Here is a 22194-nt window from a genome sequence, read left to right as displayed (position 1 = left end):
TTCCCTAGTGACCGATAGCGGATAGTACCGTGAGGGAATGGTGAAAAGTACCGCGGGAGCGGAGTGAAATAGTACCTGAAACCGTGTGCCTACAAGCCGTGGGAGCGTCGTTCACGTTTTCGGACGTGGGCCGTGACTGCGTGCCTTTTGAAGAATGAGCCTGCGAGTTTGCGGTGTGTAGCGAGGTTAACCCGTGTGGGGTAGCCGTAGCGAAAGCGAGTCCGAATAGGGCGGTTGAGTTGCATGCCCAAGACCCGAAGCGGAGTGATCTAGCCATGGGCAGGTTGAAGCGCGGGTAAGACCGTGTGGAGGACCGAACCCACCAGGGTTGAAAACCTGGGGGATGACCTGTGGTTAGGGGTGAAAGGCCAATCAAACTCCGTGATAGCTGGTTCTCCCCGAAATGCATTTAGGTGCAGCGTCACGTGTTTCTTGCCGGAGGTAGAGCACTGGATAGGCGATGGGCCTTACCGGGTTACTGACCTTAGCCAAACTCCGAATGCCGGTAAGTGAGAGCGTGGCAGTGAGACTGTGGGGGATAAGCTCCATGGTCGAGAGGGAAACAGCCCAGAACACCGACTAAGGTCCCTAAGCGTGTGCTAAGTGGGAAAGGATGTGGAGTCGCAGAGACAACCAGGAGGTTGGCTTAGAAGCAGCCACCCTTGAAAGAGTGCGTAATAGCTCACTGGTCAAGTGATTCCGCGCCGACAATGTAGCGGGGCTCAAGCACATCACCGAAGTCGTGTCATTGCAGCAATAGGGCCAACGCCTGCTGTGATGGGTAGGGGAGCGTCGTGTGCCGGGTGAAGCGGCGGTGGAAACCAGTCGTGGACGGTATACGAGTGAGAATGCAGGCATGAGTAGCGATACAAGAGTGGGAAACTCTTGCGCCGATTGACCAAGGGTTCCTGGGTCAAGCTGATCTGCCCAGGGTAAGTCGGGACCTAAGGCGAGGCCGACAGGCGTAGTCGATGGACAACGGGTTGATATTCCCGTACCCGCTTTGAAGCGCCAACGCTGAACCTCTTGATGCTAAGCCCGTGAAGCCGGCCTGGAGTCTTCGGACGAAGGGACGTGGTGGAGCCGGTGACCCAACGGGGTAGTAGGTGAGCGATGGGGTGACGCAGGAAGGTAGTCCAGCCCGGGCGGTGGTTGTCCCGGGGTAAGGGTGTAGGCCGTGAGGTAGGCAAATCCGCCTCACATGAAGGCTGAGACCTGATGCCGAGCCGATTGTGGTGAAGTGGATGATCCTATGCTGTCGAGAAAAGCCTCTAGCGAGTTTCATGGCGGCCCGTACCCCAAACCGACTCAGGTGGTCAGGTAGAGAATACCGAGGCGTTCGGGTGAACTATGGTTAAGGAACTCGGCAAAATGCCCCCGTAACTTCGGGAGAAGGGGGGCCATTCCTGGTGATGGGTCTTGCACCTTGAGCTGGGGGTGGCCGCAGAGACCAGCGAGAAGCGACTGTTTACTAAAAACACAGGTCCGTGCGAAGCCGTAAGGCGATGTATACGGACTGACGCCTGCCCGGTGCTGGAACGTTAAGGGGACCGGTTAGCTTGGTTTCGGCCAGGCGAAGCTGAGAACTTAAGCGCCAGTAAACGGCGGTGGTAACTATAACCATCCTAAGGTAGCGAAATTCCTTGTCGGGTAAGTTCCGACCTGCACGAATGGCGTAACGACTTCTCGACTGTCTCAACCATAGGCCCGGTGAAATTGCATTACGAGTAAAGATGCTCGTTTCGCGCAGCAGGACGGAAAGACCCCGGGACCTTTACTATAGCTTGATATTGGTGTTCGGTTCGGCTTGTGTAGGATAGGTGGGAGACTGTGAAGCAGCAACGCCAGTTGTTGTGGAGTCGCCGTTGAAATACCACTCTGGTCGTGCTGGATGTCTAACCTGGGTCCGTGATCCGGATCAGGGACAGTGTCTGGTGGGTAGTTTAACTGGGGCGGTTGCCTCCTAAAGGGTAACGGAGGCGCCCAAAGGTTCCCTCAGCCTGGTTGGCAATCAGGTGTTGAGTGTAAGTGCACAAGGGAGCTTGACTGTGAGACTGACGGGTCGAGCAGGTACGAAAGTAGGGACTAGTGATCCGGCGGTGGCTTGTGGAAGCGCCGTCGCTCAACGGATAAAAGGTACCCCGGGGATAACAGGCTGATCTTCCCCAAGAGTCCATATCGACGGGATGGTTTGGCACCTCGATGTCGGCTCGTCGCATCCTGGGGCTGGAGTAGGTCCCAAGGGTTGGGCTGTTCGCCCATTAAAGCGGTACGCGAGCTGGGTTTAGAACGTCGTGAGACAGTTCGGTCCCTATCCGCTGTGCGCGTAGGAGTGTTGAGAAGGGCTGTCCCTAGTACGAGAGGACCGGGACGGACGAACCTCTGGTGTGCCAGTTGTTCTGCCAAGGGCATGGCTGGTTGGCTACGTTCGGGAGGGATAACCGCTGAAAGCATCTAAGCGGGAAGCCTGCTTCGAGATGAGCACTCCCACCTCCTTGAGAGGGTAAGGCTCCCAGTAGACGACTGGGTTGATAGGCCGGATATGGAAGCCCTGTGAGGGGTGGAGTTGACCGGTACTAATAGGCCGAGGGCTTGTCCTCAGTTGCTCGCGTCCACTGTGTTGTTCTGAAACAACGACCCCAACCCCCGATTCGTGGGTTGGTGCGGTTGACAGTTTCATAGTGTTTCGGTGGTCATAGCGTGAGGGAAACGCCCGGTTACATTCCGAACCCGGAAGCTAAGCCTTACAGCGCCGATGGTACTGCAGGGGGGACCCTGTGGGAGAGTAGGACGCCGCCGAACAATCATTGCTGAAGAACCCCCATCCGGGATCCGGATGGGGGTTCTTCGCATTTCCGGGCCGACCTCGTCAATCGCCGCCCCGAGGGCTCCCGGACCCCTCCCGAACGACCCCCGCCGAGTGGCTGGTTCGCCGTCAATATGCCGCTAAAACCGCCTGATCAGCGCACTGATCAGCGGAAAATCGCGTCGCACGCCGTAGTCTCGAAGGCGAGGGGAACAAGTGTCCGGGGTGTCTCCCGGGCCGGTCCGGATCAAGAATGGTGCTCATGGGACGAGGCAGGCTGCGGATCTACCTCGGGGCCGCCCCCGGGGTCGGCAAGACGTACGCCATGCTCGCCGAGGCGCACCGGCGGCAGGAGCGTGGCACGGACGTCGTGGTCGCGTTCGTGGAGGACCACGGTCGTCGGCGGACTTCCGACATGGTCGCCGGCCTGGAGGTCGTGCTGCGCCAGCAGGTGGTGCACCGCGGCGCCCGGTTCTCCGAGATGGACCTGGACGCCGTCCTCGCCCGCCGGCCGCAGGTGGCCCTGGTGGACGAGCTGGCCCACACCAACGTCCCCGGCTGCCGCAACGCCAAGCGCTGGCAGGACGTCGAGGAGCTGCTGGCGGCCGGGATCGACGTGGTCTCCACCGTCAACGTGCAGCACCTGGAGTCGCTCGGCGACGCGGTCGAGGGCATCACGGGCGTGCGCCAGCGCGAGACCGTCCCGGACGAGGTGGTCCGCCGGGCGGACCAGATCGAGCTGGTGGACATGTCCCCGCAGGCGCTGCGGCGACGGCTGGCGCACGGCAACGTGTACGCGCCGGAGAAGATCGACGCCGCCCTCGCCAACTACTTCCGCCCGGGCAACCTGACCGCGCTGCGCGAGCTGGCGCTGCTGTGGACCGCGGACCGGGTGGACGAGTACCTCCAGAAGTACCGCGCCGAGCAGGGCATCGAGGGCACCTGGCAGGCCCGGGAGCGGATCGTGGTGGGCCTGACCGGCGGGCCCGAGGGGGCGACGCTGATCCGCCGGGCGGCCCGGATCGCCGCCAGGGTCTCCGGCGGCGAGCTGCTCGCCGTGCACATCTCCCGCTCGGACGGGCTGGTGGGCTCGGGTTCGCCGCAGACGCTGATCGAGCAGCGCGCGCTGGTGGAGAGCCTCGGCGGCTCCTTCCACGCGGTGCTGGGGGACGACCCGGCCGCCGGGCTGCTGGACTTCGCCCGGGGGGTGAACGCCACCCAGATCGTGCTGGGCACCAGCCGGCGGCCCGCCTGGCAGTACCTGTACGGGCCGGGCGTCGGCACCACGGTGACCCGGGAGGCCGGGGACATCGACGTCCACATGGTCACCCACGAGCACGCCGGGCACGGTCGGCGCGGCAAGATACCGATCCGCCGGATCACCGACCTGGGCCGTACCCGGACGGTGGCCGGCTGGCTGATCGGGCTGGTCGGCCCGCCGCTGACGGCGATCGTGCTGGCCGCGATCGGCGGCCTGGGGCTCTCCACCGACATGCTGCTGTTCCTGTCGCTGACGGTGTGCGCGGCGCTGGTCGGCGGTCTGCTGCCGGCGGTCGGCTCGGCGCTGGTCGGCTCCTCGGTGCTGAACTACTACTTCACCCCGCCGCTGCACACCTTCACCATCAACGAGCCGCAGAACATCATGGCGGTGGCGATATTCACCGTCGTGGGCATATCGGTGTCGTCGGTGGTGGACCTCGCGGCCCGGCGTACCCAGCAGGCGGCCCGCAGCCAGACCGAGGCGCAGACGCTCAGCGCGCTGGCCGGCACGGTGCTGCGCGGCGCGCCCAACGGCGACGGGGTGCTGACCGCGCTGATGGAGCAGGTCCGGGAGACCTTCGGGCAGGAGAGCGCCGCGCTGCTGGAACGGCCCGACAGGCTCACCGCCTGGGCGCCGGTGGCCGCCGCCGGGCCGCGCCCGCCAGTGCGGCCGGAGGAGGCCGACGTGGACGTCCCGGTCGGCGACAACCTGGCGCTGGTGCTGCGCGGCCGGGTGCTGCCCGGCGCGGACCGCCGCCTGCTCGGCGCGTTCGCCGCGCAGGCCGCCGTGGTGCTGGAACGCCGCCGGCTGGCCCGGGAGGCCGCCGAGGCCCGTCGGGAAGCCGAGGGGAACCGGATCCGGACGGCCCTGCTGGCCGCCGTCTCGCACGACCTGCGCACCCCGCTGGCGGGCATCAAGGCCTCGGTGACCTCGCTGCGTTCGGCCGACGTCGACTGGGACCCGGAGGACGAGGCCGAGCTGCTGGCCGGCATCGAGGCCGGGGCCGACCGGCTGGACCACCTGATCAACAACCTGCTCGACATGAGCCGTCTGCAGACCGGGACGGTCACCCCGCTGATCCAGGAGACCGATCTGGACGAGGTGGTGCCGTTCGCGCTCGGCGGGGTGCCGCCGGAGTCCGTCCGGCTGGAGGTGCCGGAGTCGCTGCCGATGGTGCGGGCCGACGGCGGGCTGCTGGAGCGCTCGCTGGCCAACCTGGTGGAGAACGCCGTCAAGTACAGCCCGGACGGGGTCAGGGTGCTGGTCAAGGCCGACGAGCTGCGGCAGCCGGGGGTCCCGGCCCGGGTCGAGCTGCGGATCGTGGACCGTGGCCCGGGCGTGCCCGAAGACGCCAAGGAGAAGATCTTCGCGCCGTTCCAGCGCTACGGCGACGCGCCGCGCGGCGCCGGGGTGGGCCTCGGACTCGCGGTGGCGCGCGGCTTCGTCGAGGCGATGGACGGTACCGTCACCGCCGAGGACACCCCGGGCGGCGGCCTCACCATGGTCGTCAGCCTGCCCGTGGTCGAACGGCCGCCCGAGACGGGGGAGCCGGGCGGCGACGGCGGCGATCCGCTCGCGGAGCTGATCACCTGAGCACGGGCGGCGCACCGGCCGGCCCGTCGCGCTCCCGGCGCCGCGTCAACCAGAGCAATCGAGCAGTCCCCAGTCCGTAAGTCAGACAGCCCCGAAAGGCGGAGCCCGTAAATGACCCGGGTCCTCGTCGTGGACGACGAACCGCAGATCGTCCGCGCGCTGGTGATCAACCTCAAGGCCCGCAAGTACGAGGTGGACGCGGCCCATGACGGCGCGAGCGCGCTGGAGCTGGCCGCGGCCCGCCATCCGGACGTGGTCGTCCTCGACCTGGGCCTGCCCGACATGGACGGGGTCGAGGTGATCCGCGGCCTGCGCGGCTGGACCCGGGTGCCGATCATCGTGCTGTCGGCCCGGCACGCCTCGGACGAGAAGGTCGAGGCGCTGGACGCCGGCGCCGACGACTACGTGACCAAGCCGTTCGGCATGGACGAGCTGCTCGCCCGGATGCGGGCCGCCGTGCGGCGGGCCGAGCCGGTGGCCGGGGAGGCCGACTCGCTGGTCGTCACCGAGTCCTTCACCGTCGACCTCGCGGCCAAGAAGGTCAACCGGGACGGCGCGGACGTCCGCCTCACCCCGACGGAGTGGCACCTGCTGGAGGTCCTGGTCCGCAACGCCGGGCGGCTGGTCAGCCAGACCCAGCTGCTCCAGGAGGTGTGGGGCCCGGCCTACCGCACCGAGACCAACTACCTGCGGGTCTACCTCGCCCAGCTGCGCCGCAAGCTGGAGCGCGACCCCTCGCACCCGCGCCACTTCATCACCGAACCGGGCATGGGATACCGGTTCGAGAGCTGACCGCGACCGCCCCCGGCGGCCGGACGACCTGCCGTCGGGGGGCCGGAACCCGGTACCCTTCCGACATGAGTGGTGACAACAGCAGCGGCCAGCCGCAGGGGCGGTTCCGCCGCATGCTCAGTCGGCTGACCTCCTCGGCCGAGGAACTGGACGCCGAGGAGCTGCGCCAGGAGACCGCCGCGGAGTCCGGCTGCACCCCGATCGCCGGCTGCGGGGACCGCGAGCTGGTCACCGTCGCGGGCACGCTGCGCACGGTGACGCTGCGGCCGAGGGCGGGTGTGCCCGCCCTGGAGGCCGAACTCTTCGACGGCACCGAGGCACTGGACGTGGTCTGGCTCGGCCGCCGCTCGATCGTCGGGATAGAGCCCGGCCGCCGGCTGGTCGCCAGCGGCCGGATCGGTCACGCACGCGGGCGCCGCGTGCTGTTCAACCCCCGCTACGAGCTGCGTCCGGTCGGACACGGGAGCGAATGAGCGTGAGCAACCAGCCCGGCGGCGAGACCGCCGCCCAGCTCGACCCGTCCGTCGACCACGCGGCCGCGGAGGCCGCCCGCAGGGCCGCCTCCAAGGAGGCCGCCGACACCGTGCTGCAGGCCTTCGGCGGCATCCGCGGCATGATCGACATGACGCTGCCCGGCCTGGTCTTCATCGTCACGTACAACCTGACCCACCAGGTCAGCACCGCGGCCTGGGCCGCGCTGGGCCTGAGCGCCCTGTTCGTGGTGGCCCGGCTGGCGCGCCGGGAGACCATCCAGCACGCCTTCAGCGGCGTGTTCGGCGTCGCCCTCGGCGCCTGGATCTCGATGAAGAGCGGCAAGGCCGAGGACTTCTACCTGCCCGGCCTGCTCTGGAACGTCGGCTACTGCGTCGCCCTGGCGACCTCCGCCCTGGTGCGCTGGCCGATGATCGGGGTGATGCTCGGCCCGATCACCGGCGAGATGTTCACCTGGCGCAAGGAGAACCCGGGCCGCCTGGCCGCCTACACCAAGGCGACCTGGGCCTGGGTGGTGATCATGGGCGCCAAGCCGCTGATCCTCTTCCCGCTGTACTTCACCCACAACGTCAACCTGCTGGGCTGGCTGAAGGTCGCCCTCGGCATCCCGCCGCTGCTGCTGGCGATGTACGTGACCTGGCAGATCCTGCTGAAGGCGCCGCCGCCGATCAAGGCGCAGCTGGACGAGGAGGAGCCGGCGAAGTAGCCGGCGAAGTAGCCGCCTCCCGGCCGCCGAGCAACGGGCGAAGGGCCCGCACCCCGACGAGGGGTGCGGGCCCTTCCGCCGTACCGCCGGGGCTACTGGGCGCCCGAGGTGCCCGAGAGCAGCTGCTCCAGCTCCTCCTCACGCTCCTGCGCGGCGACGAAGAGCAGCTCGTCGCCGCCCTCCAGGGTGTCGTCCTTGCCGGGCACCAGCACCCGGCCCTCGCGGATGATGGTCACCAGCGCGGTGTCCTGCGGCCAGGTCACGTCGCCGACCCGGGTGCCGACCAGCTCGGCGTCGGACGCCAGGGTCAGCTCGACCAGGTTGGCGTTGCCCTGGCTGAAGCGCATCAGGCGGACCAGGTCGCCGACGCTGACCGCCTCCTCGACCAGCGCGGACATCAGGCGCGGGGTGGAGACGGCCACGTCCACGCCCCAGGACTCGTTGAAGAGCCACTCGTTCTTGGGGTTGTTCACCCGGGCGACCACCCGCGGCACCGCGTACTCGGTCTTGGCGAGCAGCGAGACGACCAGGTTGACCTTGTCGTCACCGGTCGCGGCGATCACCACGTGGCAGCGCTGGAGCGCGGCCTCGTCCAGCGAGGTGATCTCGCAGGCGTCGGCCAGCAGCCACTCCGCCATCGGGACCCGCTCCACCGAGATGGAGTTGGGGTTCTTGTCTATCAGCAGGACCTCGTGGCCGTTCTCCAGCAGCTCGCCCGCGATCGAGCGGCCCACGGCACCGGCCCCGGCAATGGCGACCCGCATCAGTGACCCTCCTCCTTCGGCCCCTGCGCGAACGCGGCCTCGACGGCCGTAAGGTCGGCCCGGCGCAGCATCACGTGGACCAGGTCGCCCTCCTGCACCACCATCTGCGGCGAGGGGAGCACGCCCTCGCCGAGCCGGGTGACGAACGCCACCCGGGTGCCGGAGGCCTCCTCCAGCTGGCTGATCCGGTGGCCGATCCAGCCCGGGTGGTACGCGACCTCGGCGAGCTGCACGCCGCCGCTCGGGTCCTGCCACAGCGGCTCGGCGCCGCTCGGCAGCAGCCGGCGCAGCATCTGGTCGGCGGTCCAGCGGACCGTCGCCACGGTGGGGATGCCCAGGCGCTGGTAGACCTCGGCGCGGCGGGGGTCGTAGATCCGGGCGGCGACGTTCTCGACGCCGAAGTTCTCCCGCGCGACGCGCGCGGCGATGATGTTGGAGTTGTCACCGCTGGAGACCGCGGCGAAGGCGCCGGCCTCCTCGATGCCCGCCTCGCGCAGGGTGTCCTGGTCGAAGCCGACGCCGGTCACCCTGCGCCCGTTGAACCCGGCGCCCAGTCGACGGAACGCGGTCGGGTCCTGGTCGACCACGGCCACCGAGTGGCCCTGTTTCTCGAGTGCTCTGGCGAGGGCGGAGCCCACGCGGCCGCAGCCCATGATCACGATGTGCACCGGCGCTTACCTCACCCGTCCCGAAAGGGCCTTGACCTGCGCAAACACCGTTCAGCTCCGTTTCCCGCCCGGTCGTCCGGGACGAGGTTCCTCGTGGGGGCGCCGACCCGGCAACGCTCGACAACCAGAGTGTTGCCCGCCGACTCGTATCCGACACGCTAGCCGGTCCACCGAACACAGTCGCGACGAAGGGGGGGACAAACGGCGCAGCCTTGACCGGGGAGCCCCTACGATTCCTTAACGTGCCTATGCCGACTGACCTTCCGAAACGCATCCTGATCGGGCGCGCCCTACGCAGCGACAAGCTGGGCGAGACGCTTCTGCCCAAGCGTCTCGCGCTGCCCGTGTTCGCCTCGGACGCGCTCTCCTCGGTCGCGTACGCCCCCGAGGAAATCCTGCTCACCCTCTCCGTCGCGGGCGCTTCGGCGATCCACTTCTCCTGGCAGATCGGCGTCGTCGTGGCGATCGTGATGCTCGCCGTGGTCGCCTCGTACCGGCAGAACGTGCACGCCTACCCCAGCGGTGGCGGTGACTACGAGGTCGCGACCGTCAACCACGGTCCGGCCGCCGGTCTGGTGGTCGCGAGCGCGCTGATGGTCGACTACGTGCTCACCGTGGCCGTGTCGACCACCTCGGGCGTCGCCAACGTCGTCTCCGCCGTGCCCGCGCTGCGCGGCCACGAGGCGATCGTCTCCGTGGTCGTGGTCGTGCTGCTGATGGGCATGAACCTGCGCGGCGTGCGGGAGTCCGGTAGCGCCTTCGCCGTTCCCACCTACGCCTTCATGGTCGGCGTGATCGGAATGGTCGGCTACGGCGTCTTCCGGCATTTCGCGCTCGACCAGGACATGCCCGCCGAGAGCTCCGGCTTCCACCTCGCGGCCACCCCCGGCAACGACTCGCTGGCCGGTTTCGCGATGGTGTTCCTGCTGCTGAAGTCCTTCTCCTCGGGCTGTGCCGCGCTCACCGGTGTGGAGGCGATCTCCAACGGCGTGCCGGCCTTCCGCAAGCCCAAGAGCAAGAACGCCGCCACCACGCTGCTGATGATGGCGAGCATCGCCGTCGTGATGTTCATGGGCATCATCTGGCTGGCCCGGCTGACCGGTGTCCAGATGGCCGAGAACCCGGCCGAGCAGCTCGGCGGCGCCGCGCCGGACTACCACCAGAAGACCGCGCTGGCGCAGATCAGCGAGGCGGTGTTCAACAACTTCACGCCCGGCTTCTACTTCGTCGCGGCCGTCACCGGTCTGATCCTGGTGCTCGCCGCCAACACCGCCTTCAACGGCTTCCCGGTGCTCGGCGCGATCCTCGCCCAGGACCGCTACCTGCCGCGCCAGCTGCACACCCGCGGCGACCGGCTGGCCTTCTCCAACGGCATCATCCTGCTGGCGATCGCCGCGATCCTGCTGATCCTCGCCTTCGACGCCGACCCGAACCGGCTGATCCAGCTCTACATCGTCGGCGTCTTCGTCGCGTTCAACATGAGCCAGTCCGGCATGATCCGGCACTGGACCCGGCTGCTGCGCACCGAGACCGACCCGGCCAAGCGCCGCCACATGCAGCGCAGCCGGGCGATCAACGCCTTCGGCCTGGTGATGACCATGGCCGTGCTGATCGTCGTGCTGGTCACCAAGATCGGCCACGCCTGGATCGCGATCGCCGCGATGGCCGTGCTGTTCGTGATGATGAAGGGCATCCGGCGCCACTACGACCGGGTCTCCCACGAGCTCACCGCCGCCGAGGAACCGGACGACGTGGTGCTGCCCACCCGGGTGCACGCGATCGTGCTGGTCTCCAAGCTGCACAAGCCGGCGCTGCGCGCCCTGGCGTACGCCAGGCTGGCCCGGGCCCACACGCTGGAGGCCGTCACGGTCAACGTCGACCCGGCGGACACCGCGGCGCTGCGGCGGGAGTGGGACGAGCGCGGCATCGAGGTGCCGCTCAAGGTGCTGGACTCGCCGTACCGCGAGATCACCGGGCCGGTCCTGGACTACGTGAAGAACCTGCGGCGCAGCAGCCCGCGGGACGTGGTCTCGGTCTACATCCCGGAGTACGTGGTGGGCCACTGGTACGAGCACCTGCTGCACAACCAGAGCGCGCTGCGGCTCAAGGGGCGGCTGCTGTTCAAGCCCGGGGTGATGGTGACCTCGGTACCGTGGCAGCTGGAGTCCTCGGAGCGGCGCAGGCCGCAGAAGGCCTGGTCGGCGCCGGGCGCCGTCCGGCGTGGCGAGCCGCGGGCGCCGAAGGCCGTAAAGTCGAAGGATTCCGTCTCCACCGGTACGAACGACGCCGGTGACACCTCCGACCGCAGCAAGGACTCCTCCCAGTGACCCGCAACACTCCGCCCCGCTCCTCGGGCTCCTCCGGCAAGGGCGCCCGCCGGGGCGGCTCCCAGCCCGGGCAGGTCTCCCGGCCGCGCTGGGGCCGTCCGGCTCGTCCGGAGGCCACCGACCGCGACGGCCTCACCGCGCGCACCGCGCCGATCGTCCCGGGCGAGCGGGAGGACCGGGAGCCCGCCGGCCAGGAGGCCGCGAAGGGCAAGGGCGCCGCGGGCAAGGGCGCCGCGGGCAAGGGCGCCGCGGGGAAGGCCGCTGCGGGCAAGGCCGCCGCGGGCAGGGGCGGCTCCGGTAAGGGCGGCTCGGGCAAGGACGCCGGTCAGGGCGCCGCCGAGGCCGGCCGGAAGGCGCCGCGCAAGCAGGCGGTGCGGCCGCCCAAGGCGCTGCGCACCGCCGCCGCGCGGCCGTCGCGGCCCGAGGCGCCCTCCGGGGAGCCGCTGGCCGGGCAGCGCTACGAGGTCGAGGTCGGCCCGGTCGCGCACGGCGGCGGGCACTGCGTGGCCCGGCACGAGGGGCGGGTGCTGTTCGTGCGGCACGCGCTGCCCGGTGAGAAGGTCGTCGCGCTGGTCACCGACGGGACCACCACCTCGCGGTTCCTGCGGGCCGACGCGGTGGACGTGCTGGAGCCCGCCAAGGACCGGATCGAGGCGCCCTGCCCGTTCGCCGGGCCGGGCAAGTGCGGCGGCTGCGACTGGCAGCACGTCACCCCGGGCGGGCAGCGCAAGCTCAAGGCGGCGGTGCTGACCGAGCAGCTGGCCAAGCTGGCCGGGCTCACCCCGGCCGAGGCCGGCTGGGACGGCAGCGTCGAGCCGGTCGGCGGCAAGCTGCCGGCCGGGCAGGTGCCGGCCTGGCGCACCCGGGTGCAGTACGCGGTGGACGCCGCGACCGGGAAGGTCGGGCTGCGCAAGCACCGCTCGCACGACGTGCAGCCGGTGGACCGCTGCCTGATCGCCGCCGAGGGCGTCACCGAGCTGGGCATCGAGGCCCGGGACTGGTCGGGGGTGGCGAGCGTCGAGGCGATCGCCGCGACCGGCTCCTCGGACCGCCAGGTGGTGCTCACCCCGCGCGACGGTGCCCAGCTGCCGCTGGTCGAGCTGGACAAGCCGGTGTCGATCGCCCGGGTGGACGACCAGGGCGACGTGCACAAGGTGCACGGGCGCGGCTTCGTCCGCGAACGGGCCGCCGGGCGCACCTGGCGGGTCAGCAACGGCGGCTTCTGGCAGATCCACCCGGAGGCGCCGGACACCCTGGTCGACGCCGTGCTGGACGGGCTGGACCCGCAGTGGGGCGAGAACGCGCTCGACCTGTACTGCGGTGTCGGCCTGTTCGCGGGCGCGCTGGCCGACCGGGTCGGCGAGGACGGCGCGGTGCTCGGCATCGAGTCCGCCAAGCAGGCCGTGGTCGACGCCCGGCACAACCTGGCCGCGCTGGACAACGTGCGGATCGAGTGCGACCGGGTCGAGACGCTGCTGCCGCGCACCGGCATCACCGCCACCGACCTGATCGTGCTGGACCCGCCGCGCTCGGGCGCCGGGCGCGAGACCGTCGCCCACCTGGTCGGCCTGGAGGCGCGCCGGATCGCGTACGTGGCCTGCGACCCGGCGGCGCTCGCCCGGGACCTGAAGTTCTTCCGCGAGGGCGGCTACCGGCCGGTGTCGCTGCGGGCCTTCGACCTGTTCCCGATGACCCACCACTTCGAGTGCGTGGCGATCCTGGAGCCGACCGGGGAGTGATCCCGGGTGCCGGGGGTCATCCTCCGGCGTCGGGAAGCAAGCGAGGGAGGCGGTCACCCGTTCTGGGTGGCCGCCTCCGCCGCATCCGGGCCGGCTGCTCGTTCGCGTCCTGGCCGGGCGCTCGTTCGCGCCGGGCCCGGCTACTCGTTGCGCTCCTCCTCGTCGGCGCTGTGCGGGAGGTCGATGCCGTGCTGGGCGGCGAGCCGCAGGAGCGAGGCGATCCGGCCCTCGTAGGCCTGGACGCCGTCGGCGTCCCCTTCGGCCCGCGCCGCCGCGAGGTCCCGGCGGGCCTGGGCGAGCTGCTCGCGCAGCTCCTGGTCGAACATGGCTGTCATCGGTCGGCCTCCGCACCGGTCGGCGCCCGCTCGGGAACGCAGGGGAGTTCTCAGAGTCCCGGACGGTGCGGCACTCTTCAAGTCCCGCTCGTCCTGGTGGGGGGACCCGGCGGCCGGGGGGCGGGGCCCGGTTCCGGCCGGAGGTGACGACGAGGTTGCGCGGGGGCGTGCGGCATGTCGGACGGCACGGATGATTTCAGTCGCCGAGCCGTTGACCTGGGAGTTGAAATCTTTCGTGCGGTGGATCTTGTGGCCTCCACCGCACGAAAGACTTCAGTGCGCACATGGCCGTCTGAGGTAAGCAGACAGGAAGGTCACGCTCGGTGACTCCTGCCCCAGCGGCCGTGTTCGCGCTATCGTGTCCATCTCCAAGGGCCAGCCATGGCTTGCGAGGGGGGCCGGAGTGGGATCGAAAGACAACGTGGTCCGGTTCCGGACTGTAGCCGCAGACGGCAGACGGTCGACCACCTGGAGAGTCTTCGACAGGCACGGCAAGTCCGACGTCTATCTCTTGTCTCGTCCGCTCGGGGAACTGGCAAAGGTCAGCCTCCATGAGTCGGGACGATGGAGGACCGCATTCGTCAGCCAGGAAGTTGCCAGCCGCTACTTCTCACCGGATGTGGACCGCGCGTTCGACAAGTTCTCACCCCCACTCGACGAAGTAGAGCCGGGCTGGGTAGAGGCGTACGCCGTTCTCCTGCCCGACTCCGAGCTCCAACACTACGAGCCCGAGCAGAGCAAGGGATCGGTCGTCGAGCTGGTCAGCCCAGGAGCTGGTCACGCCGTCTACGTCTCGGTCCTGCTGGGCGCCCCGGGGGCGTCACCGTTCCCCCTGTCGGAGGGGCAGAACGAAGTAGGCTTCTTCTTCCTTGCTGACGGCCGCCAGGTGCTGCTCGTCACCGAATCCGTCAGCGTGCCAGCTCACCTGCAGGAAGCCATTGAGCACACGCGCCGGTCCGCCCGTCAGACCGCCCTCGATCGTGGCCTCAACTTGGCCGCCGAGCACCCTGTGCATCCGCTGATCTGCGCAGACGACAACGGGAGCCGCCTCGCCATTGAGACTGCTGCCTGGACGGTGGAGGGTGACCCCCTGTGAGCTACTGGTGAACTCATCTGTTCAGCTGCCGTCAGTTGCCCAGGTATCTGGGAGGGATGGTGGCCGACGATGGCTTCCAGCGGCTTACCGGCTCCAGGCATCATTGGCCTGATGCTTCAGCTGGCGGCCGTCTCTCCGTCGTCAGGGTCGCTCGACGTGATGGGGGGCTGGGGCTCCTCGTGCCATGAGGTTTCGTAGGTGGTCTGAGCGTTCTCGTTGATCACGATGGTGCTCATGAGCTTGCGATCGACGGCCTCAGCGCCGGTCATGACGGCTTCGGCGGCGGACTCCCGGATCAGTTCGGCGAGCGAGCTGATGTTGCCTCCGGTGCGCTGGTGGAGGTACTTCCAGGCTCGCTTGAGGGTGCCAGGCTGGTGCCGATAGAGCACGAGGGCGTCCTCCATCGACGCGATGACGCTGACCCAGTCGGCCTTGTCCTGCCGCGTCTCGATGGAGAACGGTTCGATGTGGAGCAGGGTGTTGCGGCCGGAGGTCTGGGTGACGCGGGAACCGCCGGCGCCCTCCAGGAACAGCCCGGAGTGCTTGAGGTCGACCCCGGTGTAGATGAAGGTGGCCGCCGTGTGGTTGGCGATGAACTTCAAGTGGTCGTTGACGACCTTGCCTTCCCTGAGCGACAGGTCCATGAAGTGGGCGTCGTCGATGATCACCAGCTCCACGCCGCAGCGGCGCATCTCGTCCAGGAGCCGGTTGGTGATGGTGCTCTTGGTCGCGCCCGAGCGGTACCCCATGCCCATGTAGTCGGCCAGCGCGATGGACAGGTCCTTCGGGGTGGCCTGGGAGGGGATGTTGACGTACACCACGGGCGTGTAGTCGATCGAGCGGTTGTCGACGCGGTAGCTGCGTTCGAAGCGCTCGGGGAACTCCCGGCGCAGACCGTGCTCGAAGTCGTAGCCGAACATCTTGACGAGGGTGGACTTGCCCAAGGTGGCGGGGCCGTCCAGGACGATGCCGCGGCGGGCTCCCGCCGGCTGGTGGGCGTTGGTGACCATCCGGCGGCGGATCTGGTGGTGGATGGCTTCCATCTTGGCGGTGCGGACGATCACCAGGGCGCTGTGGTGGGCGTTGCGGGCCTTGTTGTGGAGGCTCTTCTCCCGGGCGCTGAGCTGCTCGTACAGCTCCAGGGAGAGCTTCTCGGGCTTGAGGGGCGGCTCGAAGTCGAGGTATGCGCGCCATTCCTCCTTCGTGCGGGGCTCGGAGAGGCCCGGGTGCTCGAAGTAGTGAGGTTCGTCATCGGGGAAGGCGATGGCGGTCACGTGCTCAGTTCTCCTGGTGGGTGCGGGGGTTCCACACCGTCGCGGGCTGGATGGCGTCGAGATCGAGGTCGTCGTCCTCGTCCGGCAGGTCGGGAACGGCGTGCAGGCCGGTGATGGTGGGCTTGCGGGTTTCCGGAAGCGGAGCCGGCGGCGGCGCCGGCACAGCCGGGGTGTAGCGCAAGGCGTCGGCGGCTTGTGCGTGGGCGCGGTGGCGGTCGCGGGTCCAGCGCTTGCGGGTTCCCTTGGTCCAGGTCTCGGGGGCGTCGGTGCGGTTCTGCAACTCCCGCAGTGCCTGGGCGATGCTGGCTTGCTTGGAGGCGTCGGATCCGCGTTGGACGAGGAGGCGTTTGGCTTCGCGCAGGGTGATGTCGGTGAACGGCTGCAGGTCGCTGAGCGCATGGGTCCACCGCAGCGTGTACCACTTCTTGTCGCGGGGGTTGTGGAAGTAGACGTGCAGGAGGTTGCGCGGGTCATAGCGGATGGGCCACAGCTCGTTCGGGTAAGGCGACTTGGCCTTGCGGAACTGGTAGAGCACGTCGGCGTTGTAGACGAGGTGGTTGATCTCCACGCCGTAGGAGTTGATGACCCGTCCGCCGTTGTCGGCGATCGGCAGCAGTTCGTAGTACAGGTTCGGATCCCTCGGGCAGTCGACGAAGCCTGCTGAGCCCAGGGCCATCGCGTACGCCTCGTTCGGCGAGACCTCCAGGTCGGGGAAGCCGTACAGGTGCAGTCCGGAGTGCGGGTGCTGCTGGTAGACGGCCACGACGTACTCGGCGAAGAACTCGGCGATCTCGTCGATGCTCCAGCGGGCCTGCTCCTCGACGGTGCGGCCCCGGGTGGCGACGTTGAAGCCCTTGTAGCCGGCGACGTGCATGGAGAACTGCTCGCGGATGGTGCCGAAGAGCCGTTCGATGTGCGGCTTGTCGGTGGGCTTGAGCTTGCGCGCGTCCTGGATGTCGATCTTCCAGGAGCGGCAGGCACGCCGTACCACGTCGGACTGATAGGGCTTTCCGTGGTCGAAGAGCAGAGTCTCGGGATAGATCACCGGGCGGGCGGCGGCGTGGGCGAGGCGCTCGTCCAGCGAGAGCAGGCGCTCGTAGGGCACCCGGAGCATCGAGTAGCGCAGGGCGTCGCCCCATGCCGGGCGCATCGGCTCTGGCGTCATCACGTCCGCCAGCAGGAGGCCGATGTCGATGGCCTTGGTGCCAGCGGGAGTGAGTCGCCAGGCCAGGATCGAGCGGGTCGCCACGTCGAGTGCGACGGTGAGTTCGACCCCGTACGTGCTGTCGGTGGCCGCATCCCACGCCAGGACGTCGAGCGGCGTGGTGTCGAGCATGACGACCTGGCCGGGGCGGTGCGCGATGACGTTGCCGAAGGTGCGGTCGGGCTGGTTGGCGGCCGACTGGCGCTGGTAGGCGGGATCGGAGGGTAGCCGGTCCAGCAGCGTCTTGACCAGGCGTCGGAAGGTGTCCTCCTTGGGCAGCAGTACCGTGCCCTCGCCGTAGTCGGCGTCGAGCCTGTTCTGCGTGCGCCTCAGGAACCGGGTGGTGACGGCGGAGGAACTGTCCATCCGTTCGGACGCAGACTGCTCGCGGATCGCCTGGATGACCCGCGGGTCGGTGTTGCGGAACGGGTTGCGGATGCGTGTCTTGCGCCCGTCGACCAGTGCGAACAGGCCCTTCTCGTCCCACTCTTCCAGCAGCTGCCAGAGGCGGCGGGAGGTGCGGCCGAGTTCCGCGGCTTTGGCTTCGATGCGTTCGGTCACCGGGAGGTTGGGGTCGTACTGCGGGCGGGGCTCGCCGGCCAGGGCCTTCATCGGGTCGCCGGAGCGAAAGCCCGTGGTGGCCTCCCACAGGTGAGCCTCCAGGTCCAGGGCCGCCTGGCGGACCTCGGGGGACACGGTGGCCAGAACCCCGCCCGGGTCTAGCCCCACGTCGTTGCTCCCGGTGCCGGGCGGCGGCTCGGCGTGAGCGCGGAAGGAGGGATCGGCCAGCAACTCCGAGAGCATGATGGTGATCCGGTGCCCGGTTATGGACCGCAGCCGCACCAGCGCGCCGTCGATGCCCACGACCTGGTGGCGCTCGTCCTCGAACTCGATCCAGTCCTCGACGGCGATGCGGTAGCGCTGGTTCATCGCGTCCTCTCCGAAGCAGGGGCGGCCCACACCCGGGTGTGGTCGCGAAGCGGCCGGTCGATGTCGAAGAGCAGGTGGTGGTGCCACATCAGGTGGTAGATGACCGGACGCGCTACCTCGGGGTCATGGCGAAAGCCGACCAGGTCTCCGAGCGCGATTGGCTGGGTGGCGAGCGCGAGGATCGGATCGACCAGATCAGCGGTGGCGTTCAGCGGCCGGCGGTAGCCGCACAGCCATTCGACAGTTGCCCACAGCTGGGGATCGGGGTCACCGACCATGCGGTAGTCCCAGCCGAGGTCCTGGCAGGCCTTCTCGGTGCGCTCGGCCTGCTGGACGACGCGGAGCTTGGCCAGTTGCTGAGGGTTCTTCACATCCAGCAGGAGCACCGAGCCGTTGGTGCGGCGGACGAACAGGTCAGGGACGTGCGTCCACTTCCCCTGGGCGTCAACGCCTTCGAGGATGAACGGCTGCGCGGCGAGAGCGGCGACCTGGGAGTCGAAGTCCAGCAGCTTCATCCACTTGGCTTCGAGGTAGCTCTCGTAGTCCAGGACGGCGTCGCAGCTGGCTGCCCAGTACGAGCCTGGGGTATGTCGCATCCCCGCGTACGAGGGGATCTCGCGAGCGGGCAGGCAGTCCTCGAAGCGCACCGTGGCCGCTTGGGAGGCGGGTATCAGGCGCTCGGTCTGCTGGGCGTCGTAGTAGTGGACGAACAGCTGGTCGGGCGCATACCTGACCGGCCGCAGGGTCCGGGTTCTCTTCGGACTCACGTCCGTCCTTCCTCAAGGGCCGTGTCGTGGATCGCTCCGGTGGGCGGCTGCTCGCTGCTGTCGTCGCTCAGGCAGGCCGGGATCGTCAGGGACTCCGGGACGGAGCGCTGCCAGCGGGCCAAGGCGGTGCTCATCGCAGTCCGGCGCGGGGCGACCAGCAGCGGGGCCGTCAGGGCGAGGACGGCGGCCGCGTGCGCGGCAGTAGGCGGGGCCATCCCGAGCTTGGTCCGGGCGCCGCCGTGGCGGGCACGCCGGCGCACGTCCTGGTAGGCCGTGAACGCCTCGGCGGCCTCGGGAATCAGCGCCTGGCAGCTCGCTAGGTCGCTCGGTACGGCACCCGCTCGGGCGGCAGCGGCCAGGTAGCGCAGGGCGGCGAAGAAGTCAGCCGTCGCCACCGCCCGCCCGGCGACCACGGCCGGGCCCCCGTGCGCGGCCTCCAGCACCAGCTTCTGCACGTCCACGAGTTGCACCGGAACGGTCACGGACGGCAGCTCGGCCAGAGCCTGCTCACAAGGGACCGATCGCCGCCCGGGAGCCACTGAGCGGCGGTTGTTGCACCGCCGCAGGTCCAGGACACCCGATCGGGTCGGCAGACCGCCGGGATGCCCGGAGTGCGCGAGCCCGAACCGGTCACCGCATATCGGGCAGGTGTCGACCAGCAGCACCCGGTGGACCGGACACACCGCCGCAATGCCCAGGCGCCACCACAGCTGCCACACCGGACGCTCGCCCAGGCACTTCGGGCACGCCCGGGTGCCGGTGAACAGTGCCCACTCGCGGTTGCTCAGCCGGGTCACCGACGGCGGGTCGGCCAGGTCCAGCTGTGAGAAGTCCAGAACACCGCCCGCGTACCGGGCCAGTTGCATGAACCGCAGCTCGATCTCGTCCAACCCGGTCGCCGCCCCGATCCGGCGCGCACCCAGCTCCGTCAGCGCCACGCCGTAGCACACCGGCCGCACCGCGCGGTCGCTCGAACGGCACTCCAGCCCCAGCCGCCGCGCGGCCTCACCAGGCGTCAGCTCCAGATCCACCGCGACCCGGTCCACCCACGAGGGGAAGGACTCCCCAACCGCTGGCACCAACACAGAGGGGAGCCTGCGCGGGACCGCGGACGGCAGCCGTCGCACCTCGGCTCCGCCTGTTGCCAGGGTCGGCACATTGGGATCAGGCAGCGGCTGTGCCGACGCGGACATGCGACCTCCCCCAGGCGCAATAAATTGATCTTGTAGGAGACTTCCTACACCTCGGACTGTACTACGGTTACTGCCCGTGGCGAATAGCGATTCAGATCCGGGCATCCCGGCCCAGCGCGTCCTCTTCGGGCGCCGCCTGCGGGCGCTTCGCGAGAGGCGGGGGCTGACTCAGACCGCCGTGGCGGCAGCGGCCGGCATGGACCGGTCCTTCTATATCGACCTGGAAACCGCTCGGCACAGCGTCTCGGTGGACCGCATCCCGGCCCTGGCGAAGGCGCTGGGCGTCGAGCCCCACGAGCTGTTCACCGAGGACTGAACAGTCCTCGGAGGCGGAAGGGGGTGCAGTCTTCACTCGCCGGGGGTTCGGCACCCGGCCGGTCAGAAGGCGTCGTGGTGTCCAAGAAGGTTGCCGGTGATGGGTCCGTCGTCGACTACCTCCTTGAGGTCTTCGACCTTGCACCTCATGGTGGACGGGATGCCAGCGATCCCGATCTCCTCTTCACCCGCAAGCCGGAGACCGCACAATCCGCACAGCAGTTCCTCCGCAGCCAGCTCCATCTCGTACAACAGTGCCGCGTTTGCGGCCTTCAGGAACAGGGTGGCGGCTTCGGTGCCGCAGGCCGGACACCTGGTGAGGGTCCGGAAGTGCACGCCGGTCGGGCTCCGGTCGATGACCACGAGTCCCGTCTCGCTGATGGTCTTGGCCACGCTCTCGACCGCCTCCTCGGGCAGCCTTCCGAAGCGGGTCTCCATCCTGAACCGGGCCTGGTCCATGCGGAGATGGACGGCCTTCTGAACCCGGTCGAACCGGTCGTCCAGCGTCACCTGGACGGCACCAGACCACGACCCCCAGAACGCGGCCCGGTCCTCGCTGGCGTGGTCGAGGAGCTTGCAGACCGTCTCCACGAACGGGGCCAGGTAGTCCTCGCCGCTGCTGGTGCCGAGGTGCGCGACGCCGTTCCGCAGCTCGATCAGCCCGTCCAGTTCCGCCGACCTCGGCAGAACGCCGATCTTCCGCAGCCGGGTGATTGCCACGGCCGCCCCGATGGTGTGGAACCTCTGCGGCGGAGTGGTCATCGCTCCGGCGAAGTGCAGCAGCATGTCGTCGTTGCCCTTCACCTCCGACAGCAGCGTCGGATGCACCTGCACCAGCGCGGCCTTGGCCAGGCGCTCGACGCTGACTCCCGCTTCCAAGAGGAAGACCTCGGTCTGGCCTTCCGCGTGCGCGTCCATGGCGAGGTGTGCGAAATCCCTGGCGCCGGACAACAGGCTCTCGAACGTGATCGGCGATCCCATGCCACGACGGTAACGACGGCGGCCGCGCGTCCGCAGGTGGTTTCAGGCATCCAGGAACGGCTGCTGCTGGAGCCTGGTTGGCGCGTCGGGGGCGTTGGAGTGCTGCTTGGAGCCGGTTCTGCTGGCTACCGAGGCGAGAGGGGCGGTTTGGTCATGTACATCTTGATCACGGAGGCCGGCACCCGAATCGGCTCGTAGGGTGCGATTTCGTCAGCGATTACCTGGGCCAGCTCGTCGATCGTCCGCACCACGTACCTGGGCGGGGTGATCCAGATTCGAGGAGTGGCGTCCCGGTCGTCGCTGTTGTGGATGATCTGGGCGTAGAAGTGTCCGAGGCCCTCTTCCCAGCCCCAGGTGCTGTAGTACTCCCAGCCCGGCATTGCGAAGTCGTGGAGTCCGCCGACGTTCTCCTCCGTGACCGGCTGGGGGATCGGCGAGTACTTGTCGGTGTACGACGGCCCGTAGACAATCTCCCAGGTCCCGTCGGAATGTTCGAGTACGTCCATCTTCACGTGCTGCTTGAGCTGGCGGAGTTGCTGGCGGAACTCCTCCGCGGTGAACCCGGCCTGGGCCGCGAGTGTCGGCAGGTCGGTCTCGGTGATGTCCAGGCCCATGATCTCGGGGATCTCGTGGCCCCACATGCTGGTGGTGGGTTCGGTGTGCTGGGCCAGTACCAGCAGCACCCGCTTGGAGAGCGGGTCGGCGACGGCCAACTGGTGCACGTACTTGATGGCCTGGTCGCTCACTCGAACTCCCGTTTCTTTGCTCCTGGTTGGCATGCCGGGCGGTAGACGGATCACGCTACCGCGACGACTGGCCGGCTGGCGGCCGTCCCCCCGGAGCGGCCGTTCGCGGCGTCGGAGTCGAGACGAAGGTGGCCGGGCTTTGCGGAGCATCCCGTAGATCTAGGCAGAACCCTGACGCAGTGCCAAGCCGACTGCGATGATCGGC

Annotated in this window: 17 protein-coding genes and 2 rRNA genes (1 of these 19 only partly in view); 10 read left to right on the top strand and 9 right to left on the bottom strand. The window is 68.7% G+C overall.

From position 1 onward, the window contains the following. The 6 genes from ACZ5GH_RS12725 to ACZ5GH_RS12700 form a co-directional block, all read left to right on the top strand. Positions 1-2600: ribosomal RNA gene (locus ACZ5GH_RS12725) — 23S ribosomal RNA — on the top strand (it extends 520 nt beyond the left edge of the window). An 85-nt stretch (positions 2601-2685) separates the two neighbouring features. Continuing rightward, positions 2686-2802: ribosomal RNA gene (rrf, locus tag ACZ5GH_RS12720) — 5S ribosomal RNA — on the top strand. A gap of 266 nt (positions 2803-3068) precedes the next feature. Continuing rightward, positions 3069-5660: a sensor histidine kinase gene (locus ACZ5GH_RS12715; RefSeq protein ID WP_464334301.1), complete on the top strand. Its 2592-nt coding sequence runs from the start codon at positions 3069-3071 to the stop codon at positions 5658-5660. Between the two features lie 111 nt (positions 5661-5771). Then, positions 5772-6452 carry a response regulator gene (locus ACZ5GH_RS12710; protein ID WP_049657530.1) on the top strand — a complete coding sequence of 227 codons (681 nt, stop codon included), beginning with the start codon at positions 5772-5774 and terminating at the stop codon, positions 6450-6452. A gap of 65 nt (positions 6453-6517) precedes the next feature. Further along, the gene (locus ACZ5GH_RS12705) at positions 6518-6925 is read left to right on the top strand and encodes an OB-fold nucleic acid binding domain-containing protein (protein ID WP_387748089.1); all 408 of its coding nucleotides are present in this window, start codon (positions 6518-6520) and stop codon (positions 6923-6925) included. Next, positions 6922-7650 (top strand): DUF3159 domain-containing protein, encoded by a 729-nt coding sequence (locus tag ACZ5GH_RS12700; protein ID WP_387748091.1) that lies wholly within the window; start codon positions 6922-6924, stop codon positions 7648-7650. Before ACZ5GH_RS12705 ends, ACZ5GH_RS12700 begins: the two co-directional genes overlap by 4 nt. A gap of 92 nt (positions 7651-7742) precedes the next feature. Here the strand turns inward: ACZ5GH_RS12700 and ACZ5GH_RS12695 are convergent, their stop codons facing one another. Continuing rightward, positions 7743-8414, bottom strand: coding sequence for a potassium channel family protein (locus ACZ5GH_RS12695; protein ID WP_387748093.1), 672 nt, complete (start codon positions 8412-8414; stop codon positions 7743-7745). Then, the gene (locus ACZ5GH_RS12690) at positions 8414-9082 is read right to left on the bottom strand and encodes a potassium channel family protein (RefSeq protein WP_387748095.1); all 669 of its coding nucleotides are present in this window, start codon (positions 9080-9082) and stop codon (positions 8414-8416) included. The genes ACZ5GH_RS12695 and ACZ5GH_RS12690 overlap by 1 nt, the downstream gene beginning before the upstream one ends. A gap of 248 nt (positions 9083-9330) precedes the next feature. On the opposite strand from ACZ5GH_RS12690, the gene ACZ5GH_RS12685 reads away from it, so the two are divergent. Together ACZ5GH_RS12685 and ACZ5GH_RS12680 are read left to right on the top strand one after the other, a co-directional pair. Continuing rightward, positions 9331-11409, top strand: a complete 2079-nt coding sequence (locus ACZ5GH_RS12685) for an APC family permease (RefSeq protein ID WP_387748097.1) — start codon at positions 9331-9333, stop codon at positions 11407-11409. Between the two features lie 443 nt (positions 11410-11852). Next, the gene (locus ACZ5GH_RS12680) at positions 11853-13148 is read left to right on the top strand and encodes a class I SAM-dependent RNA methyltransferase (RefSeq protein ID WP_387749240.1); all 1296 of its coding nucleotides are present in this window, start codon (positions 11853-11855) and stop codon (positions 13146-13148) included. Between the two features lie 140 nt (positions 13149-13288). Here ACZ5GH_RS12680 and ACZ5GH_RS12675 read toward each other — a convergent pair whose 3' ends face one another. Continuing rightward, positions 13289-13483: a hypothetical protein gene (locus ACZ5GH_RS12675; protein WP_387748099.1), complete on the bottom strand. Its 195-nt coding sequence runs from the start codon at positions 13481-13483 to the stop codon at positions 13289-13291. 358 nt (positions 13484-13841) lie between these two features. On the opposite strand from ACZ5GH_RS12675, the gene ACZ5GH_RS12670 reads away from it, so the two are divergent. Continuing rightward, positions 13842-14579, top strand: a complete 738-nt coding sequence (locus ACZ5GH_RS12670; protein ID WP_464334300.1) for a hypothetical protein — start codon at positions 13842-13844, stop codon at positions 14577-14579. 116 nt (positions 14580-14695) lie between these two features. Here ACZ5GH_RS12670 and ACZ5GH_RS12665 read toward each other — a convergent pair whose 3' ends face one another. The 4 genes from ACZ5GH_RS12665 to ACZ5GH_RS12650 are packed head-to-tail and all read right to left on the bottom strand — an operon-like array spanning position 14696 to position 19833. Beyond that, complete coding sequence (locus ACZ5GH_RS12665; RefSeq protein ID WP_464334299.1) at positions 14696-15853, bottom strand: TniB family NTP-binding protein; 1158 nt, start codon at positions 15851-15853, stop codon at positions 14696-14698. Positions 15854-15857: 4 nt separating this feature from the next. Then, positions 15858-17987, bottom strand: coding sequence for a Mu transposase C-terminal domain-containing protein (locus ACZ5GH_RS12660; RefSeq protein ID WP_464334298.1), 2130 nt, complete (start codon positions 17985-17987; stop codon positions 15858-15860). Next, positions 17984-18754: a TnsA-like heteromeric transposase endonuclease subunit gene (locus ACZ5GH_RS12655; protein WP_464334297.1), complete on the bottom strand. Its 771-nt coding sequence runs from the start codon at positions 18752-18754 to the stop codon at positions 17984-17986. Before ACZ5GH_RS12655 ends, ACZ5GH_RS12660 begins: the two co-directional genes overlap by 4 nt. Beyond that, the gene (locus tag ACZ5GH_RS12650) at positions 18751-19833 is read right to left on the bottom strand and encodes a TniQ family protein (protein ID WP_464334296.1); all 1083 of its coding nucleotides are present in this window, start codon (positions 19831-19833) and stop codon (positions 18751-18753) included. The genes ACZ5GH_RS12655 and ACZ5GH_RS12650 overlap by 4 nt, the downstream gene beginning before the upstream one ends. A gap of 190 nt (positions 19834-20023) precedes the next feature. On the opposite strand from ACZ5GH_RS12650, the gene ACZ5GH_RS12645 reads away from it, so the two are divergent. Next, complete coding sequence (locus ACZ5GH_RS12645; protein ID WP_380492153.1) at positions 20024-20263, top strand: helix-turn-helix domain-containing protein; 240 nt, start codon at positions 20024-20026, stop codon at positions 20261-20263. A gap of 62 nt (positions 20264-20325) precedes the next feature. Here ACZ5GH_RS12645 and ACZ5GH_RS12640 read toward each other — a convergent pair whose 3' ends face one another. Both ACZ5GH_RS12640 and ACZ5GH_RS12635 read right to left on the bottom strand, forming a co-directional pair. Further along, on the bottom strand, positions 20326-21243 hold the full coding sequence (locus tag ACZ5GH_RS12640) for a hypothetical protein (RefSeq protein ID WP_464334295.1): 918 nt from the start codon (positions 21241-21243) through the stop codon (positions 20326-20328). A gap of 125 nt (positions 21244-21368) precedes the next feature. Continuing rightward, entirely contained in the window at positions 21369-21989 is a 621-nt protein-coding gene (locus ACZ5GH_RS12635) for a hypothetical protein (RefSeq protein ID WP_464334294.1), read from the bottom strand. Positions 21990-22194: the final 205 nt, after the last annotated feature.

The organism is Kitasatospora sp. Xyl93 (genome assembly GCF_055383135.1).
The sequence above is the reverse complement of the archived record's forward strand: the minus strand, read 5'-3'. Positions and strand labels throughout refer to the sequence as shown.

Excerpts from the sequence above, each read along its gene's own strand:
- ACZ5GH_RS12715 (WP_464334301.1), top strand. The coding sequence starts at position 3,069 with ATGGGACGAGGCAGGCTGCGGATCTACCTCGGGGCCGCCCCCGGGGTC.
- ACZ5GH_RS12710 (WP_049657530.1), top strand. The coding sequence starts at position 5,772 with ATGACCCGGGTCCTCGTCGTGGACGACGAACCGCAGATCGTCCGCGCG.
- ACZ5GH_RS12705 (WP_387748089.1), top strand. The coding sequence starts at position 6,518 with ATGAGTGGTGACAACAGCAGCGGCCAGCCGCAGGGGCGGTTCCGCCGC.
- ACZ5GH_RS12700 (WP_387748091.1), top strand. The coding sequence starts at position 6,922 with ATGAGCGTGAGCAACCAGCCCGGCGGCGAGACCGCCGCCCAGCTCGAC.
- ACZ5GH_RS12695 (WP_387748093.1), bottom strand. The coding sequence starts at position 8,414 with ATGCGGGTCGCCATTGCCGGGGCCGGTGCCGTGGGCCGCTCGATCGCG.
- ACZ5GH_RS12685 (WP_387748097.1), top strand. The coding sequence starts at position 9,331 with ATGCCGACTGACCTTCCGAAACGCATCCTGATCGGGCGCGCCCTACGC.
- ACZ5GH_RS12675 (WP_387748099.1), bottom strand. The coding sequence starts at position 13,483 with ATGACAGCCATGTTCGACCAGGAGCTGCGCGAGCAGCTCGCCCAGGCC.
- ACZ5GH_RS12660 (WP_464334298.1), bottom strand. The coding sequence starts at position 17,987 with ATGAACCAGCGCTACCGCATCGCCGTCGAGGACTGGATCGAGTTCGAG.
- ACZ5GH_RS12640 (WP_464334295.1), bottom strand. The coding sequence starts at position 21,243 with ATGGGATCGCCGATCACGTTCGAGAGCCTGTTGTCCGGCGCCAGGGAT.